We start from the raw sequence: 15704 nt of genomic DNA on the forward strand, positions 1-15704 counted from the left end.
AGAGAAAAGACGATGAAAAAAATTATTCAGGGTATGCTGGTCTTGGGCAGTGCTTATTTTATTTCGACAAGTTATGCCGCAAGTTTTGATTGTAAAAAGGCGAAAACCATTACCGAACATGCGGTTTGTGATAACCGGAGTATTAATGATGCCGATGTCAAAATGGCCACGACCTATACGATTATTCGTCATTTAGTTCCCATGGGGACACGTGGTGCAATTCAAGATCAACAAATAAAATGGCTACAACTACGCGATCAGTGCCGTGACAATGTCAGTTGTTTAAGTGATGTATATAAAATGCGGCAGCAAAAACTGGATCTCTACATGGACCGCGTTTATAAACAAGGACCTTTTTAAACCTTAAAATTTAGTGCGACAGAATAAAAATTTTCCATTCACACTATTGAAAAATAGTGAAGTCCCTCCATTCATATAGGCAATTGATAATTTTACTCAGTATGAACGGAGAGACTGATGAGCGAACAACAATCTCAAAAACACAGCTTCCAAGCGGAAGTGGCTCAGTTACTGCATTTAGTAACACATTCTTTATATTCAAATCCTGAAATTTTCCTTCGTGAGTTAGTATCAAACGCATCTGATGCCTGTGATAAATTACGTTTTGAAGGGATTAACCATCCTGAATATTATGAAAATGATCCAGATTTACATGTGCGTATTCATTTAAATAAAGAGCAGAAGACAATTACCATTTCGGATAATGGTATTGGTATGACACAACAAGAAGCGATTGATCATTTGGGTACGATTGCTAAGTCTGGCACTAAAGATTTTATGTCGAAGCTTACGGGTGATCAAAAGTCAGATGCACAATTGATTGGTCAATTTGGGGTGGGCTTCTATTCAGGTTTTATTGTTGCTGAAAAAATTACAGTGGAATCACGTCGTGCTGGGGTAAATGCCGCTGAAGGGGTACGTTGGGTTAGTAATGGTACAGGTGAGTTTGATGTAGAGCCAATTGATAAGGCTTCACGTGGAACCGACATCATTTTGCATTTACGCGAGGATGCTTTAGATTATTTAGATCGTTACAAAGTTAAGCAGATTATTAATAAATACTCTGATCATATTAGTTTGCCAATTGAGATGCAGAAAGAAGTTTGGCAACAAGAGGAAGCTGCCGAAGGCGAAGAAGCAAAACCTGGTCAATATGTACTGACGGATGAGTGGGAAGCGATTAACTCAGCAAGTGCATTATGGACGCGTAATAAAAATGAGATCAGTGAAGAACAATATACTGAGTTTTATAAAAACCTGAGCCATGATTTTGAAGCCCCGCTTGCATGGACACACAACCGTGTAGAGGGAAGTACGGAATATACACAGTTACTTTATATTCCATCTCGCGCACCAAGCAATATTTTCACACGTGAAGCTAAAGCAGGAATTAAGCTGTATGTGAAACGTGTATTTATCATGGATGATGCGGATAATTTGATTCCAAATTATTTACGTTTTGTTCAAGGTGTGGTGGATAGCGCAGACTTACCACTTAATGTAAGCCGTGAATTATTACAAGAAAGTCGCGACGTTAAAACGATTCGTGAAGGTAACGCCCGCCGTATTTTAACGGTGCTAGATGGTTTGGCGAAATCTGAAGATGTTGCTGATCAAGAGAAGTTTGCAAAATTCTACGCTGAGTTTGGTTCAGTCTTAAAAGAAGGCTTAGGCGAAGACATGGCGAATCGTGAGCGTATTCTAAAATTATTACGCTTTGCTTCGTCAAATAATGATGAAGTGAAAACATCATTTGCAGACTATAAAGCCAATATGAAAGAAGGCCAAAAGGCAATTTACTATGTGACTGCTGATAGTTTAAATGCTGCGAAAAACTCACCACAACTTGAATTGTTCAAGAAAAAAGGTATCGAAGTGCTGCTCATGACTGAACGAGTGGATGAGTGGGCGATGGAATTTGTTTTTGAGTTTGATGGAACACCATTACAGAATGTATCAAAAGGTGCAGTTGATTTGGGTGATCTACAAGATGCTGAAGAGAAGAAAGCACTTGAGGAAGCTGCTGAGCAGTTTAAACCTGTTGTTGAAAAACTGTCGGATGCGTTAAAAGATAAGACCTCTGAAGTGCGTGTAACAACACGTTTAGTGGACTCTCCTGCGTGTTTGGTGGTGGCTGAGGGTGAGTTATCACCGCAACTGGTCCGTATGCTAAAACAAGCAGGACAAGCGGTTCCCGAGTCAAAACCAGTCTTGGAAATCAATCCATCCCATCCGTTGGTACAAAAATTAGAAGGTTCAGCGCAATTTGATGATTTGGCGAATGTGATCTTCGATCAAGCGTTGATTGCTGAAGGCGGTTTACCCGAAGATCCTGCCCAATACATCAAACGGATTAACAGCTTATTGCTGAAGTAACGGTAGATATGAAATGAACCTCCTTCGGGAGGTTTTTTTATTTGGTTTTTCGATAGAGCACATGAATAAAAACGTCCATGTTTTAATCTTTAAAATAAATTAAAAATAAATAATTAATCTATAATAGCGATCGTTAAGTATTGGGAATCTTAAGATGAAAATTTTAGTGATCGCTGTAATGGGCTCGCTGCTCTCTATGGGCCTCATGCAATCTGCTCAGGCAGACAGCGCTAAGCAAAAAATGGTGCGTAATGACCGTGTGCAGGTTTCAAAGCAGATCGCACAATACGATATCAACCCTTTTGTTGATAGTCGCCGTGTGATGCGAAATGATCGTGTTCAGTATAGTTTTCCTAAAGTGAAAAAAGTCGCTGAAAAACAGCCGAGTATTGTACGTAATGATCGTGTACGTGTGATTAAGAAAAATTGAAGCTGAGTTATTTAAAAAAAGCCCATCCTGTTGAGATGGGCTTTTTATTCGCTGTGAAATAGCGGGTTCTAGAACAAGGCTTCAAGGCGCACTAAAGCGCCCACAAAGTGGCTTTTATCGTCACGATGGTTGTTGAGGTAGTTGAGATCACCTTGGATATAAAACCATTCACGTAGAAAGGGCTGTCGCCATGATACATAGGGTCCCCAACTGTTTAAACGCAGTTGATCGTTATTGTAAAAACCACCTGTATATAGGCCGTAGTTGAATCGGTTACCTTTAAAAAATTGGTGTTGGCGGTAACTGAAGTTATCCCATTTCAGATCATCATCCTGTGCATCTGCATAGGTCAGGTTGAATTGGTTTGAGATAAAGGGTTGGCCTGGACGGGCATGGGTTAATTCTAAATTGGTTCTTAGATAATTTTCACTATCGATACCATAACGATAAATTTGTTCGGCTAAAAAACTGTAATCATTGTCGAGTTGCCATTTTTTAGCTGCTTTTAAGCGGACATATAGGTCATCACCAGAACGTAAACCTAGATCAACGTCAGTTTCGAAGGGCAGTCGATCTGAAATTTCTGACCAACGTAACGCGAGCGAACTGTTATCTTCACGGGTTTGCTTATTGTCATAATTTTTATCACTACGCCCCGCAGGGTTTTCATTGGTAATTGCAGCATTATTTTCTAATTCATTATCAAGTGAGTCATCACCAAAGACCACACTCAATTTTTTTTCTAAAGTGGGAAGCTTAATTTTACCGCGAATACGTGGCTTAATTTCGTATTCATCGTGCTTATTCCAACTGTTGTCTAAAATCACCCTAAGGGTAGCATTGGCTGGTTTATCAGGCTCACTTTGCCCAAACCAGTTATCCATGCGAACGGCCGTTCGATCTGCCCAATTTCGGACTTTCTTCTGTTGTCGATCGGTCCAGCTATTATTTTCCGTTTGTTCTGTTGTCGGAACAATGGGGTGATCTGATTGTTCAGGTAAGAAGGTCGGTGTTGCATCAATCCAACGTGGAATTTGATCTAAAAAATCATAGGTCTTTGGCATGATATACGGTGAACTTTGCTCGGTTGCAGGCACATCCTGCGAATGTTCACCCTCAGTTTCATTGACGACAGCATCAGTTTCATTGGCCCAAGCAACTTGATACATCAAGCTCATTGATGCGGAAAAAAGCAAAGTCCGAATAAAGTACTGTTGTTTTTTATGCATATGTTTTGGCTCTATTTAATTATCATCTGAGTATCCTGCATCTGTAGTTTTGTTATTTTTATCGGATAAATGCAAGCCAAACTACAAAATAAATGCAATTAATCTTCGGTCATTTGCTTAAGTGCTTGATAAAGCGAAATCACATCAATGGGTTGAGGCAATTGTTGGATCACATTTTGGATGCTTTGCCAATTTAAACCTTGCTGTCGATGGAGGATCAAATAGGGAAGGGCTTGTTCGGTACGCAAGAGTGCCATGCGTTTTTGACCGTGGATTAACCGTATTTTTTGACGTTCTTGTAATAATAACAACGGGGTATGTAGTGTCGGTTCAGGTTCATCAAAATGAATGAATTTTTGCGTATGAATTAACTGTGCCGGAATAAATGGATAATAGTCGTTTTGCGACCATATCATTTCAGCCTGCTGAGACTGTTGATAGAGCTGATCAGGTGCAGCACAGAGTTGCTCTAGATTGTCCCATGATAAGACTTTAATCGCAGCAAGTTCATGTTGATGTTGTTGGCAAAACAGCTGAGAGAGTCGAATGGCTTCCATTTGCGTTTGAGCACCAAACAACAAGAGATATTTGATGAAGCGACCTTCGGTATTGATTTGCTCTGCTAAATACAGTGGCTGGTTTTTCCAATCTGTACCATCTGTCGTATGCAATAGAACATCAAGCTGTGTTGTGAGTTCAGGCTGATCCATAAACTGCAATTCATACAAGGCCAATTGCGCATCGATGTTTTGCAACGTTTGAACGCGAGCGGTATATTGAGCGATTTGAATCTGTTCAGGAAGTTCAACGACTGCCATTGTCGAGTTGAGATTTTCTTCCGATGGGGCATGTGTTGGCTGCTCAATTAGAACAAGAGGAACGGTATCAGGTGCAGAAAGCTCTGGTTTATTTGTATTTGAGTTATCAAGCAACGTATCCGCTTCATTGATTTGCTTATCGCAATGATCTAGATCGACAGATCCGTCTTTATTTATCGCTTCAATTGGCAGTAGGTCGTCCACACTTGCTGCAACATAGCTTGGCGCTGTGATGATTTCATCCTTTAGGCGTAAGGCATGTAGACGTAGATCGGTATCACTGATTAAACATTTATATAGCTGTTGTTGTTCAATTAACCAATCATAGCATTCGCTAAAATTGCCCCATTCACTGAGTAACGCCGTGCGCTGTTTGGCTGGAATCATCCACACTTGCCAACCTAATTTATGGTCATGCAGCAAGGCCCAACCCATCTCTGGATATTGATATAAAGCATTTTCAAGTGCAGCATCATGGTTAAAATAGCCACGAAATAACAATGAATATGGCGTTTGTTTGGAAAATTCAGTGGCAGCCATTTGTGGCTTAGTTAATGCACGATAACTTAATATTTGCTTTTGAAAAATCGGTTCATCGCATAAGGCAAAAATTTCATGAATTCGACGTTTAGAAAGCGCAGTTTCATAAAAACTCAAAGCACGATGTTCAAGTTGATGGGTCAGTACATGGATTTCTTTTATTAATTGTACTTTGTCTTGTAAATTCATTTGTCCACTTCCTAAAGGACTTTTTGTGCTTTTTCTAAATATTTAGCCAATACAATATTGGTTGCAAGTTCTACTAATTTATATTCAGCCGAATTCGGGTTTCGATATGTATTGGCCAATTCAATCAGGCGTTCAATATCTATAACCTGCGGTGAAATTTTTCCTTGTATCAGTGCCTGAAGTTCTTGCATAGGACAATGTAAATTTAAAAATAAAGAAGTCGATTAGTTCATTTGATTATAGAGATTTCATTAAAAAAAACATGGAAATAAATGTCAGCTTCTACAAATTAAGCGTTAAATATGACAATTAATGCGCATTTTGTTTAAAAATAATACCAAATCATTAGCTTAAAGATAGGTTTTGCAAAAGATATAGCGGTATGGTTTGATCAATTTTTTTGAAGTCATCATCAGCGATCGAGCGCTTTTAGATGTTCATTTTTAATGTTAAGTAAAGAATAAAGCCCAAATAAAAGGCACAAAAAATAAAAAACCGATGGTGGGAGCCATCGGTTTTTTATGGAAAAATCAGCTAAAAATTAAGCTTTTTTTTCTGTGTTTGTTATAACTTCAGTTGTATCAGCAGCTGGAGCTTGGCTCTCTGCATTGGCAGTTTCAGCAGTTACAGCTTTTTTTACTGGAAAATCTGGTACGTAAACGATTTGTGCAGAAACAGTTGCAGAAAGCGCCATCACAGCAACAGCCATAGCATATTTGATTGCGTTCATTTGTGTATTCCTATCAATCATTAGTAACTCAAAAATTGAGTCAGGGAGAAAATTAATCACTTGAATTTATGTGAAAATAATATCAAAAAATAATCAATTAAAAATGATCGATTCGGCAACGCAAGATAAACGGTATGAATTTTTATTTATATAAAACAGTCTATTAGAGTTATTGCTCTAGAGTTTTTAGTGGCTGAGTGACAGCGGCGTATCACTCAGATATAGATGAAAAATCTATGAATGTTTAGCACATTTCTTTTCATAGACTTTGCCTGCGATACCACCAATAATGGCACCACTAATCGTACCAAAAACAGGCAATATACTGCCTGCAACAGCTCCGATCGCAGCACCTTTGACGGTTGGAGAAAAACGTGAGAGAAAGCTATTCTTCCCTGTTTGGGACTCGTTGGTGGTTGTTTGAGGGGTTGTATTGGTAGATAGTTCGGTTTCAGCAGAAGTTGCTTGAGGTTCAATAGTCATGACATTACTCCCGAGCATGATCGTTTGAAGAATGAAGCTTTTAGCCTAATCGGTAGTGGCCTTGGCTTAAACAGAAAGCATGTAATAAATGATGGTCAGTTTGTAATCCCTCGAAGTGGAATTCACTCCTGTGTAAGACATGTAATATTTTGCTGTTTTGATGTTTAAAAAATAACCAAAATAAGTGACTTAATCATATGATGAAGATTCAAAATCATAACAATGAGGATAAATACAATGTCTGTTGCTAAAGTCGTTGAAGTAAATGCAAGTAGCACAAAAAGTTTTGAAGATGCGATCCAAACGGGAATTAATAAAGTCACTGAAACCGTAAAGAACGTTCAGGGTGCATGGATTAATGAACAAAAAGTTGTGGTGAAAGACAATAAAATTGCGGAATATCGAGTGAACTTAAAAATCAGCTTCTTGGTTGAATAAGTTTAATTTTATTGAAGTTAAAAACTGATCATAAAAAATCCCCGAAGTTCGGGGATTTTTGTTTGAACACGCTGAATTATTTTTCAGGTGTTTCACAGCTTTCATCATTACAGACAGGTGTAGGAGCAAGCTCAGGGAGTTCCGCAGCTTTGTCCATCACTTTTTTAAATACATCTTTCGGTTGAGCGCCTGCTAAAGCAATGCGTTGCTCAAACACAAAGAACGGTACACCCGTAACTTTAAGTTGATCGCGTGCTACTTCTTCGTCGTATTTGACGAAATCAGCAAATTCATCTGAGTCTAATAAGTCATCGACTTCAACAGGGTTTAGACCAATACGAGATGCAACGTCTTCTAAGGTTTCACGTTCACCAATGGCCAAGCCTTGCGTCATATAGCTATAGAAGAAAGCTTCTTTGGCTTCACTGCCGAGACCTTTGCTTTGTGCAAGATGAATCAAGCGGTGCGCGTTGAAAGTATTGCCTGAATTGGCTTTTTGCCAGTTAAATTCAATACCTTCAGCTTTTGCCATTTCGGCAATATTGCGCTGCATTTCCTCTACTTCTTCAATACTGCGGCCATATTTTTGAGCTAGACGTTCAGTATTAGAAATTTCTAGGCGAGCGGGCGCATCTGCATCAAGTTGATAGCTATGCCAAAACACTTCAAGCTCTACACCCGATTCTTCGGCAGCAGCTTCAAGGCGTTTTTTCGCAATATAACAAAATGGGCAAACCACGTCTGACCAGATATCTACACGCATGGGAAATCTCTTTTCTATGTTCTGGGAAAATGATGGGGGCAAATCCTAAAATTTAAAGCCAAGCAATGCAATCCATTTTTGTTTTGATCGTGCAATGTCGAATTTTTTTGATGTTGTTACAAGGCTTGACCGAAGATTTGTCTGGCCACTAATCCTTGATTAAACGTTTACCCAAACAAATCACTTCAACCTCTTCATAGCCCAATTGTTCATAAAAATTTTGTACGTCAATGTTGTCTTGGCGAATCAGTAATTGAAGTTTTGGGCAGCCTAGAGCAATTAAGCGTTTTTCTAATTGCTGAATGAGAGCGGTAGCGACGCCATTTCGCTGAAAATGTGGATGTACGGCGAGATAGTTGACCCAGCCTCGGTGTCCATCATAGCCACCCATCACAGTTGCAATCAGTTGATCATCTTTGACCGCCAATAAAAATAATTGATCACGTTGAGCCAATTTTCGAAATATATCAATTTCAGGATTATTCCATGGACGGGTCAGATCACACAGTTCCCAAAGTGCAATCACATCGTCTAAATCAGTTTCGAGATAGGGGCGGATAATAAACATAATTTTTGTTTTAGCATGTATTTTGACCAATTTAGATTAGTCGAGTTTTGCAGACTTGATAAGTCATATTGAAAAATAAAAGCCATAAAAAAACGCTCCGAAGAGCGTTTTTTTAGTTCACTGTCAATTAAGCAGTTTTCACTTCAGGTTGAGCAGCTAACATATGGCCGTTCTCTTCGAAGTTGATGTGCCAAGACAATGCTTCACGTAGAAGGTGAGGTGTTTGACCACCTTTTGCACATGCACGGTCGAAGTAATCGTTCAATGCTGCACGGTAGCTTGGGTGAGCACAGTTGTCGATTACAGCACGAGCACGTTCACGTGGGGCAAGACCACGTAAGTCAGCAAGACCTTGTTCAGTAACCAAGATGTCAACGTCGTGTTCAGCATGGTCAACGTGAGAAGCAAATGGAACAACAGAAGAAATGTCGCCACCTTTTGCAATTGATTTAGTCACGAAGATAGCCAAGTGCGCATTACGTGCGAAGTCACCTGAACCACCAATACCGTTCATCATTTTTGTACCGCAAACGTGAGTCGAGTTCACGTTACCGTAGATATCAAACTCAAGTGCTGTGTTGATACCGATAATACCTAAACGACGTACAAGTTCTGGGTGGTTAGAAATTTCTTGTGGACGTAATACAAGTTTGTCTTTGTATTGTTCAAGGTTATTAAATACTTTTTCGCCATATTTCGCAGAAAGCGTAATAGAGGAACCTGAAGCAAATTTCATTTTGCCTGCGTCGATCAATTCAAATGTACAGTCTTGAAGTACTTCAGAGTACATGATCAGGTCTTCAAAGTTTGAATCTTTAAGACCAGTCAATACTGCGTTTGCAATTGAACCAATACCTGCTTGTAATGGACCTAGGTTTTTCGGTAAACGACCTTCAGCGACTTCTTTTTCAAAGAAAGCGATCAGGTGGTTTGCAATACCTTGAGTTTCATCATCAGGGGCAGTAACTGTAGATGGAGAGTCATGCAATTCGTTGTTAAATACGATACCTACGATTTTTGAAGGATCGATGTTGATTGCATGTGTACCAATACGTTCATCAACATGAGTCAATGGAATAGCTTGACGTGTTGGACGATATGTTGGGATATAAATATCGTGTAAGCCTTCAAATGCTGGGCTTAAGTTGGTGTTGATTTCAACAATCACTTTTTCAGCAAAAATTGCGAAGCTTGCAGAGTTACCTACAGAAGTTGTAGGGATGATGCCACCATCTTCAGTGATCGCAACAGCTTCAATAATTGCTACATCAGGCTTTTTAAGCTGAAGGTTACGCATTTGTTCAACTGTTTCAGACAAATGCTGATCGATGAACATTACATCGCCTTTGTTGATCGCTTTACGTAATGTATTGTCTACTTGGAACGGTAAACGACGAGCAAGAACACCTGCTTCAGTCAATTTTTTGTCCAAATCGTTACCCAAGCTCGCGCCAGTAATTAGGGTGATTTTAAGAGGATTAGCATGAGCCTGTTGAACCAACGCTAAAGGTACAGCTTTCGCTTCACCTGCGCGTGTGAAACCACTCATACCTACCGTCATACCATCCTGAATGAATTCAGCAGCTTTTTCTGCGCTGATAACTTTGTCGTGAAGGGCAGCTAAACGGATGCGATCTAAAGACATCATATACTCTCGTGAAATTCTCAAAACTGATACGGATTGTACCGATCAAAAAAGCCATTTTGCATCCCTGTTAGGCTAAGGTCTAATTTTTTGAAAAAATGTGGGTATAAGATTTTATTATGATTTTTAAGCTACTGAATAATAAAGTTAAAAATAACAATGGTTAAGGATTAAACAAAACTGTTCGTTGCTTTTTTGAACGCTTGTTAAAAGCGTTCAGTTAAACTTTGCTTAATTTTTTCCAATGGACTGTTGTTTAATATTTCATCATTTTCGAGTTTTTGCAGTGGTAAAGAAATGATCGCTTCGAGTCCACCTTCTGCTCGATTGTGAATTGAAAGTTGACCTTCGTGAATATCCACAATACGTTTTACAATGGCTAAACCGAGTCCACTGCCTTGAATGGTACGTGCATCATTACCACGTACAAAAGGTTGCATCAGGTCTTCAATTTGGTCTTCAGGAATCCCTTCGCCATTATCGGCAACGCGAATTTGAATATGGTCACCTTCATACTCGGTAGACAGTTCAATCGGCTCGGCACCATAGCGTTTTGAGTTATTGATTAAGTTGCCTATTAGTCGTTTTAAGGACAGGCTACGTGCTTGAATAATCGGTAAGTCTTGAGGTTCAAAGCGAATATCTAAAGGTTTAAATTGAATCACTAATTCCTGCAATAGCGCATTTAAATCAGTATCTTGCGGAACTTCATCAGAGCCATCTCGCATATACGAAATGAACTGATTCAGAATCGCATCCATATCTTCAACATCGTAAATCAGACCTTCTTTTAGGAAGTCATCATCAGGCATCATTTCTGCGCTGAGTCGAATACGGGTCAGCGGAGTACGCAAATCGTGGGAAATACCGGCCAACATGATGCGACGATCACGTTCAGTTTGTTCCAGCGTGTAGACCATGTGGTTAAAGGCTTGGTTTACTTCACGGATTTCTTGTGGCCCATGGTTGGTTTCTAAATAAGGTGCAGTGCCTTGTTTACTATAGTTGTTTGCCGCATCTTGTAAACGTTTTAGTGGACGGTTGAGCTGACGAACCAAGGTTAAGATAATGATGCCAGCAATCAGCGGAATACCCAATAACCAACCTAAAATCAGCTCTGCGCTATAGTTGGCATAGGTTTTTAAAGGCTCGCGAACCCAGTTTCCATTCATTTCTGGAGTTTGAATCCAGATGCGTGGGTCAGGTTTAAATTGGAAATACACGGTCGCATTATCAATGCGCATTTCTTTGGCCAGTTTCTTTTCAATTTGATTGGTAAAGAACTCTGCAATGACTTTGTCTTTGACATTGGGGAATTCTTTTGGATCGGTCACATATTCGATCCCGACACGGTTGCGCATCCAGTCGTCGACATCCACTTCGGCATTGTTATGAAAAATCCGTAAATCAGGATTGTTAATGATTTCAAGCTCGACCGCGAGGTAACGAGCATGTTGTTGAATTTCGGGTAAATAGAGTGTGCGCCAAAAGAACCATAAGGACATAAACAGGCTAAAAAACACCACAAATAAGACCAATACGGTGGTCCGCATAGCTGCAGAGCGGGGTTTGATTTTATCGAGGAAGCGTTCCCAAGGTGTCCGTTTTTTTTCGGAGTAGGTAACGTAGTCGGTAAATTCCTGTGGGTCGATGGGTTCGAGTTTCACGCAGAATCCTTTAAGCAAATTTTTTGAAAGGCAGTTTTTATTCTTTGCGATGGAATCTTACTGCTGGAACGTTCTTCGGGAGGAGTTCGTTATGTTACTTTTTAAAAAAGTAACCAAAATTTTTGCCATTCGCTGAACTCGCGCACATTACTTTTATTCATTCAATTTCAAGTGGCTCAGACAGCAGCGAATGGTATTTCCGGACATGAGGTACGGTGACTCGATTCTCAGGTCTTATTTTATGGCTTATTCAGCACCATCTGGAACAAAGACATAACCTACGCCCCAAACGGTTTGAATATAGCGCGCACGTGCTGGGTTTTCTTCAACCAAACGACGCAGGCGAGAAACCTGAACGTCAATTGAACGTTCCATCGCGCCCCATTCACGACCACGAGCAAGATTCATTAACTTGTCGCGTGTCAGTGGTTCACGTGGGTGTTGAACTAATGCTTTGAGTACGGCAAATTCACCCGTTGTTAATGTGACGACTTGACCTTCACGGGTTAATGTACGAGTAGACAGGTCGAGTGACCAAGGACCAAAAGACACCACTTCCATTTGTTGGCTTGGTGCGCCCGGAACTTCACGCACTTGGCGACGTAGGACCGCACGAATACGAGCTAATAGCTCATTCGGGTTAAATGGTTTTGGTAAATAGTCATCTGCACCGGCTTCAAGTCCAGCAATACGGTCTGAATCACTACCACGAGCGGTCAGCATAATGATTGGGGTATCGATGTTAGATTGGCGCAGACGACGACAAATACTCAAGCCATCTTCAACAGGTAACATAAAGTCGAGCACAATCAGGGAAAAGAGTTCCCGCTGCAACAGACGATCCATCTGAGTCGCATCATGTGCGGTTTTGACCACAAAACCTTTATCTTCTAGGAAGCGTTGTAAGAGGGTGCGTAGACGCACATCATCATCGACAACCAGAATGCGTTCGACTCGGTCGGTTTCGGCTTGTACGGCATCTGTTTTTTCAGCAGGTACAACTAAACTCATGACGTGCTCCTTATTCTTTATTGTCATCGTAAACAAAAAGTCGATTTCACTTGAGTATACGATTCATTTATATAAATTTACTATGCTCTAAAGCAACAAATATTGCAGTTAAAATCAAGACATAGATACCAAATGTATACATGTTGTTCGAATCAGTTTGCTTGTCTGAGTCTCGCTAATTTGCTGTTTCATAGTCAGTTTCGTAAAAAAATGTGTATTTGAGATGAATTGGCATTAAAAACCACGAATAAATTTATAAAAACAATTGTGGATTTTATGGTCTTGGTCTTTATAATCATGGCTTTTAGAACTTATCCTTGCAGGGATCTAATACGATGACTGACTTAGTTCAGCAGTTGGCAAAAGAAATTGCCGTACGTCCAAATCAAATTGAAGCTGCCATCAAGCTCATTGATGAAGGTGCCAGTGTTCCATTTATCGCACGTTACCGTAAAGAAGTGACGCAAGGTCTGGACGATACTCAATTACGTCAGCTCGATACACGTCTGACTTACCTGCGTGATTTATTTGAGCGCCGTGAAAAGGTAATCGAATCTCTAAAAGAACAAAACAAGTTATCTGATGACTTACTTGCTCGCGTGAATGCAGCAGAAACGAAAAATGCTTTAGAAGAGATTTACGCGCCGTACCGTCCAAAACGTACAAGTAAATCATTTAAAGCCAAAGAAGCGGGTTTAGGCCCAATCGCTGAAAAAATCTTTAATGAAGCGATCGATCCTACGGAAGCTTTGGCAGGCTTTAGCCATGAAGATTATGCAGATGTTGAAAGTCAACTTGATGCGATTCAACACATTTTAATTGATGACTGGGCACAAAATATTGCATTAACCACTGAGCTAAAAGCGACATTTGCGAAAACTGCAGTGTTGAAAAGTTTAGTGGCAAGTGATGAGAAAAAGGAAGTCGGTAAAAAATTCCGTGATTACTTTGATTTCTCTGAAAGCTTAAACAAAGTCCCTTCACACCGTTTACTGGCGATGCTCCGTGGCCGTCAAGAAAATGTCTTGGGCTTAAAAGTCGATGGTGAAGATGAAGCACCATTGGTTCGTATTGAAACTGAATACAATATAGAAACAGCTCATCCACAAGCGCGTGCAGATTTTTTAAAACAAACTGCAAAATTGTTCTGGCTCGGTAAAGTTCGTCCTGCGATTGAACATTCATTATTGACTGAAAAACGTTTGGCTGCTGAAGCTGAAGCGATGGATGTCTTTGCTGAAAATCTACGTCATTTATTACTTTCTGCTCCTGCAGGCGCACGCTGCACCTTGGGTGTAGACCCTGGCATCCGTACGGGTGTGAAATTGGCTGTTGTCAATGCATCAGGTGATGTACTTGCACACAGCACTATTTACCCGTTTGCCCCGAAAGAAGATAAAGCTGGTTCAGTTGCTGAACTTGCGCGCCTTTGCCGCGAATTCAATGTTGAATTAATTGCGATTGGTAATGGTACTGCAAGCCGTGAAACTGAAGCGGTTGTGGCCGAAATGATGGCTGCGAATACGGATTTGAATTTGATTCGTGTGTCTGTCTCTGAAGCGGGTGCATCTGTTTATTCAGCATCTGAATTGGCATCTCAAGAATTGCCAGAGCTAGATGTATCTATTCGCGGTGCAGTGTCGATTGCTCGTCGTTTACAAGATCCATTGGCGGAGCTTGTGAAAATTGATCCGAAATCGATTGGTGTAGGTCAATACCAACATGACGTGAACCAAACCGGTTTAGCAAAAACACTAGAAGCAGTAGTTGAAGACTGCGTGAACTCTGTTGGTGTAGATGTGAACACAGCATCATCTGCAATCTTGGGTTATATCGCGGGTTTGAATAAATCAATTGCACAGCAAATTGTGGATTTCCGTAAAGAAAATGGTCGTTTTGACAACCGTCAAAGTTTGAAGAAAGTACCTCGTTTAGGCGAACGTACCTTTGAACAAGCAGCAGGTTTCTTACGTATTCAAGATGGTTCTGAGCCACTTGATGCTTCTGCTGTTCACCCTGAATCTTATGGTTTAGTAGAAAAAATTGTGGCAGCGAAAGCAACCACAGTCAAAGATATTATTGGTAATACTGAAATTATTCGCCAAGTAAACGCCGAAGAATTTGTGAATGACCAATTTGGTCTACCGACAATTCAAGACGTTTTATCTGAACTTGAAAAACCAGGCCGTGACCCACGTCCAGAGTTCCGCACGGCTAAATTCCGTGAAGACATCACAGAAGTGGCGCAGTTGACTGAAGGTTTACAGCTTGAAGGTGTGGTTACGAATGTGACTAACTTCGGTGCATTCGTGGATGTGGGTGTACACCAAGACGGTTTAGTGCATATTTCTGAACTTGCAAATGAATTTGTTGCAGATCCGCACAAAGTCGTGAAACCAGGTCAAATTGTTCAAGTTCGTGTCTTGAATGTCGATGTTGAACGTAACCGTGTCAACTTGTCTATGCGTGCAGAAGGTGCTGCTGCAGCGAAACCACAACGTCAACCACGTCGTGACAATGCGCAGCAAGAACAACGTGGTGAGCGTAAGCCACATGCGAAACGTCCACAGCATGCTCGTCCGCAAGGCGACCGCCCACAAGGTCATAAAAAACCTCAAGCAGCGAAACCACAAGAAAATAAAATTGGTGGTTTAGGTGCGTTGTTATTACAAGCAGGGATTAAAGGTTCGAAGTAATCTTGAACTGTTAAAAAAACCTCCCATTTGGGAGGTTTTTTTTATTTTCTTTTACGGCCTATCAAAGATAAATGAGCTGAATCTTAAACTTCGCAATAAA

15 protein-coding genes are annotated in these 15704 nt (G+C 40.4%); 5 read left to right on the forward strand and 10 right to left on the reverse strand.

All coding sequences use genetic code 11. The annotated features are described in order from the left end of the window. Positions 1-12 precede the first annotated feature (12 nt). The 3 genes from M5F03_RS06770 to M5F03_RS06780 all read left to right on the forward strand — a co-directional run bounded on the left by M5F03_RS06770 (position 13) and on the right by M5F03_RS06780 (position 2827). The gene (locus M5F03_RS06770; protein WP_078189819.1) at positions 13-360 is read left to right on the forward strand and encodes a lysozyme inhibitor LprI family protein; all 348 of its coding nucleotides are present in this window, start codon (positions 13-15) and stop codon (positions 358-360) included. 117 nt (positions 361-477) lie between these two features. Beyond that, on the forward strand, positions 478-2397 hold the full coding sequence (gene htpG, locus M5F03_RS06775) for a molecular chaperone HtpG (protein WP_111885837.1): 1920 nt from the start codon (positions 478-480) through the stop codon (positions 2395-2397). A 154-nt stretch (positions 2398-2551) separates the two neighbouring features. Next, positions 2552-2827 carry a hypothetical protein gene (locus tag M5F03_RS06780; RefSeq protein ID WP_078192833.1) on the forward strand — a complete coding sequence of 92 codons (276 nt, stop codon included), beginning with the start codon at positions 2552-2554 and terminating at the stop codon, positions 2825-2827. A gap of 68 nt (positions 2828-2895) precedes the next feature. Here the strand turns inward: M5F03_RS06780 and M5F03_RS06785 are convergent, their stop codons facing one another. The 5 genes from M5F03_RS06785 to M5F03_RS06805 form a co-directional block, all read right to left on the reverse strand. Beyond that, positions 2896-4056 (reverse strand): hypothetical protein, encoded by a 1161-nt coding sequence (locus M5F03_RS06785; protein ID WP_180024741.1) that lies wholly within the window; start codon positions 4054-4056, stop codon positions 2896-2898. A gap of 98 nt (positions 4057-4154) precedes the next feature. Beyond that, entirely contained in the window at positions 4155-5603 is a 1449-nt protein-coding gene (locus tag M5F03_RS06790; protein ID WP_249707618.1) for a hypothetical protein, read from the reverse strand. An 11-nt stretch (positions 5604-5614) separates the two neighbouring features. Continuing rightward, positions 5615-5794 carry a hypothetical protein gene (locus M5F03_RS06795; protein ID WP_078189814.1) on the reverse strand — a complete coding sequence of 60 codons (180 nt, stop codon included), beginning with the start codon at positions 5792-5794 and terminating at the stop codon, positions 5615-5617. Positions 5795-6144: 350 nt separating this feature from the next. Next, the gene (locus M5F03_RS06800; protein ID WP_111885834.1) at positions 6145-6333 is read right to left on the reverse strand and encodes a hypothetical protein; all 189 of its coding nucleotides are present in this window, start codon (positions 6331-6333) and stop codon (positions 6145-6147) included. 234 nt (positions 6334-6567) lie between these two features. Beyond that, the gene (locus M5F03_RS06805) at positions 6568-6816 is read right to left on the reverse strand and encodes a glycine zipper domain-containing protein (RefSeq protein ID WP_218946142.1); all 249 of its coding nucleotides are present in this window, start codon (positions 6814-6816) and stop codon (positions 6568-6570) included. Between the two features lie 237 nt (positions 6817-7053). Here M5F03_RS06805 and M5F03_RS06810 point away from each other — a divergent pair, with 237 nt between their 5' ends. After that, positions 7054-7254, forward strand: a complete 201-nt coding sequence (locus M5F03_RS06810) for a dodecin family protein (RefSeq protein WP_067761311.1) — start codon at positions 7054-7056, stop codon at positions 7252-7254. A gap of 76 nt (positions 7255-7330) precedes the next feature. Here M5F03_RS06810 and M5F03_RS06815 read toward each other — a convergent pair whose 3' ends face one another. The 5 genes from M5F03_RS06815 to ompR form a co-directional block, all read right to left on the reverse strand. Further along, positions 7331-8017, reverse strand: coding sequence for a DsbA family oxidoreductase (locus tag M5F03_RS06815; protein WP_111885832.1), 687 nt, complete (start codon positions 8015-8017; stop codon positions 7331-7333). A gap of 148 nt (positions 8018-8165) precedes the next feature. After that, positions 8166-8585 carry a GNAT family acetyltransferase gene (locus tag M5F03_RS06820; protein WP_180078044.1) on the reverse strand — a complete coding sequence of 140 codons (420 nt, stop codon included), beginning with the start codon at positions 8583-8585 and terminating at the stop codon, positions 8166-8168. Between the two features lie 127 nt (positions 8586-8712). Continuing rightward, complete coding sequence (scpC, locus tag M5F03_RS06825) at positions 8713-10230, reverse strand: succinyl-CoA:acetate CoA-transferase ScpC (protein WP_233945492.1); 1518 nt, start codon at positions 10228-10230, stop codon at positions 8713-8715. A gap of 206 nt (positions 10231-10436) precedes the next feature. Continuing rightward, a complete protein-coding gene (locus M5F03_RS06830) occupies positions 10437-11897 on the reverse strand; it encodes an ATP-binding protein (protein WP_180024744.1) in 1461 nt (486 codons plus the stop codon). Between the two features lie 246 nt (positions 11898-12143). Continuing rightward, the gene (gene ompR / locus M5F03_RS06835; protein WP_180059384.1) at positions 12144-12908 is read right to left on the reverse strand and encodes an osmolarity response regulator transcription factor OmpR; all 765 of its coding nucleotides are present in this window, start codon (positions 12906-12908) and stop codon (positions 12144-12146) included. A 335-nt stretch (positions 12909-13243) separates the two neighbouring features. Between ompR and M5F03_RS06840 the strand changes: the two genes are divergently transcribed. After that, positions 13244-15604 (forward strand): Tex family protein, encoded by a 2361-nt coding sequence (locus M5F03_RS06840; protein WP_249707620.1) that lies wholly within the window; start codon positions 13244-13246, stop codon positions 15602-15604. The last annotated feature ends 100 nt before the right edge of the window (positions 15605-15704 follow it).

It is taken from the genome of Acinetobacter amyesii (genome assembly GCF_023499985.1).
Lineage (GTDB): Bacteria > Pseudomonadota > Gammaproteobacteria > Pseudomonadales > Moraxellaceae > Acinetobacter > Acinetobacter amyesii.

Coding starts and splice junctions, on each gene's coding strand:
- htpG (WP_111885837.1), top strand. CDS start 478: ATGAGCGAACAACAATCTCAAAAACACAGCTTCCAAGCGGAAGTGGCT.
- M5F03_RS06785 (WP_180024741.1), bottom strand. CDS start 4,056: ATGCATAAAAAACAACAGTACTTTATTCGGACTTTGCTTTTTTCCGCA.
- M5F03_RS06800 (WP_111885834.1), bottom strand. CDS start 6,333: ATGAACGCAATCAAATATGCTATGGCTGTTGCTGTGATGGCGCTTTCT.
- scpC (WP_233945492.1), bottom strand. CDS start 10,230: ATGTCTTTAGATCGCATCCGTTTAGCTGCCCTTCACGACAAAGTTATC.
- ompR (WP_180059384.1), bottom strand. CDS start 12,908: ATGAGTTTAGTTGTACCTGCTGAAAAAACAGATGCCGTACAAGCCGAA.
- M5F03_RS06820 (WP_180078044.1), bottom strand. CDS start 8,585: ATGTTTATTATCCGCCCCTATCTCGAAACTGATTTAGACGATGTGATT.
- M5F03_RS06805 (WP_218946142.1), bottom strand. CDS start 6,816: ATGACTATTGAACCTCAAGCAACTTCTGCTGAAACCGAACTATCTACC.
- M5F03_RS06840 (WP_249707620.1), top strand. CDS start 13,244: ATGACTGACTTAGTTCAGCAGTTGGCAAAAGAAATTGCCGTACGTCCA.
- M5F03_RS06815 (WP_111885832.1), bottom strand. CDS start 8,017: ATGCGTGTAGATATCTGGTCAGACGTGGTTTGCCCATTTTGTTATATT.
- M5F03_RS06780 (WP_078192833.1), top strand. CDS start 2,552: ATGAAAATTTTAGTGATCGCTGTAATGGGCTCGCTGCTCTCTATGGGC.
- M5F03_RS06770 (WP_078189819.1), top strand. CDS start 13: ATGAAAAAAATTATTCAGGGTATGCTGGTCTTGGGCAGTGCTTATTTT.
- M5F03_RS06810 (WP_067761311.1), top strand. CDS start 7,054: ATGTCTGTTGCTAAAGTCGTTGAAGTAAATGCAAGTAGCACAAAAAGT.
- M5F03_RS06795 (WP_078189814.1), bottom strand. CDS start 5,794: ATGCAAGAACTTCAGGCACTGATACAAGGAAAAATTTCACCGCAGGTT.
- M5F03_RS06790 (WP_249707618.1), bottom strand. CDS start 5,603: ATGAATTTACAAGACAAAGTACAATTAATAAAAGAAATCCATGTACTG.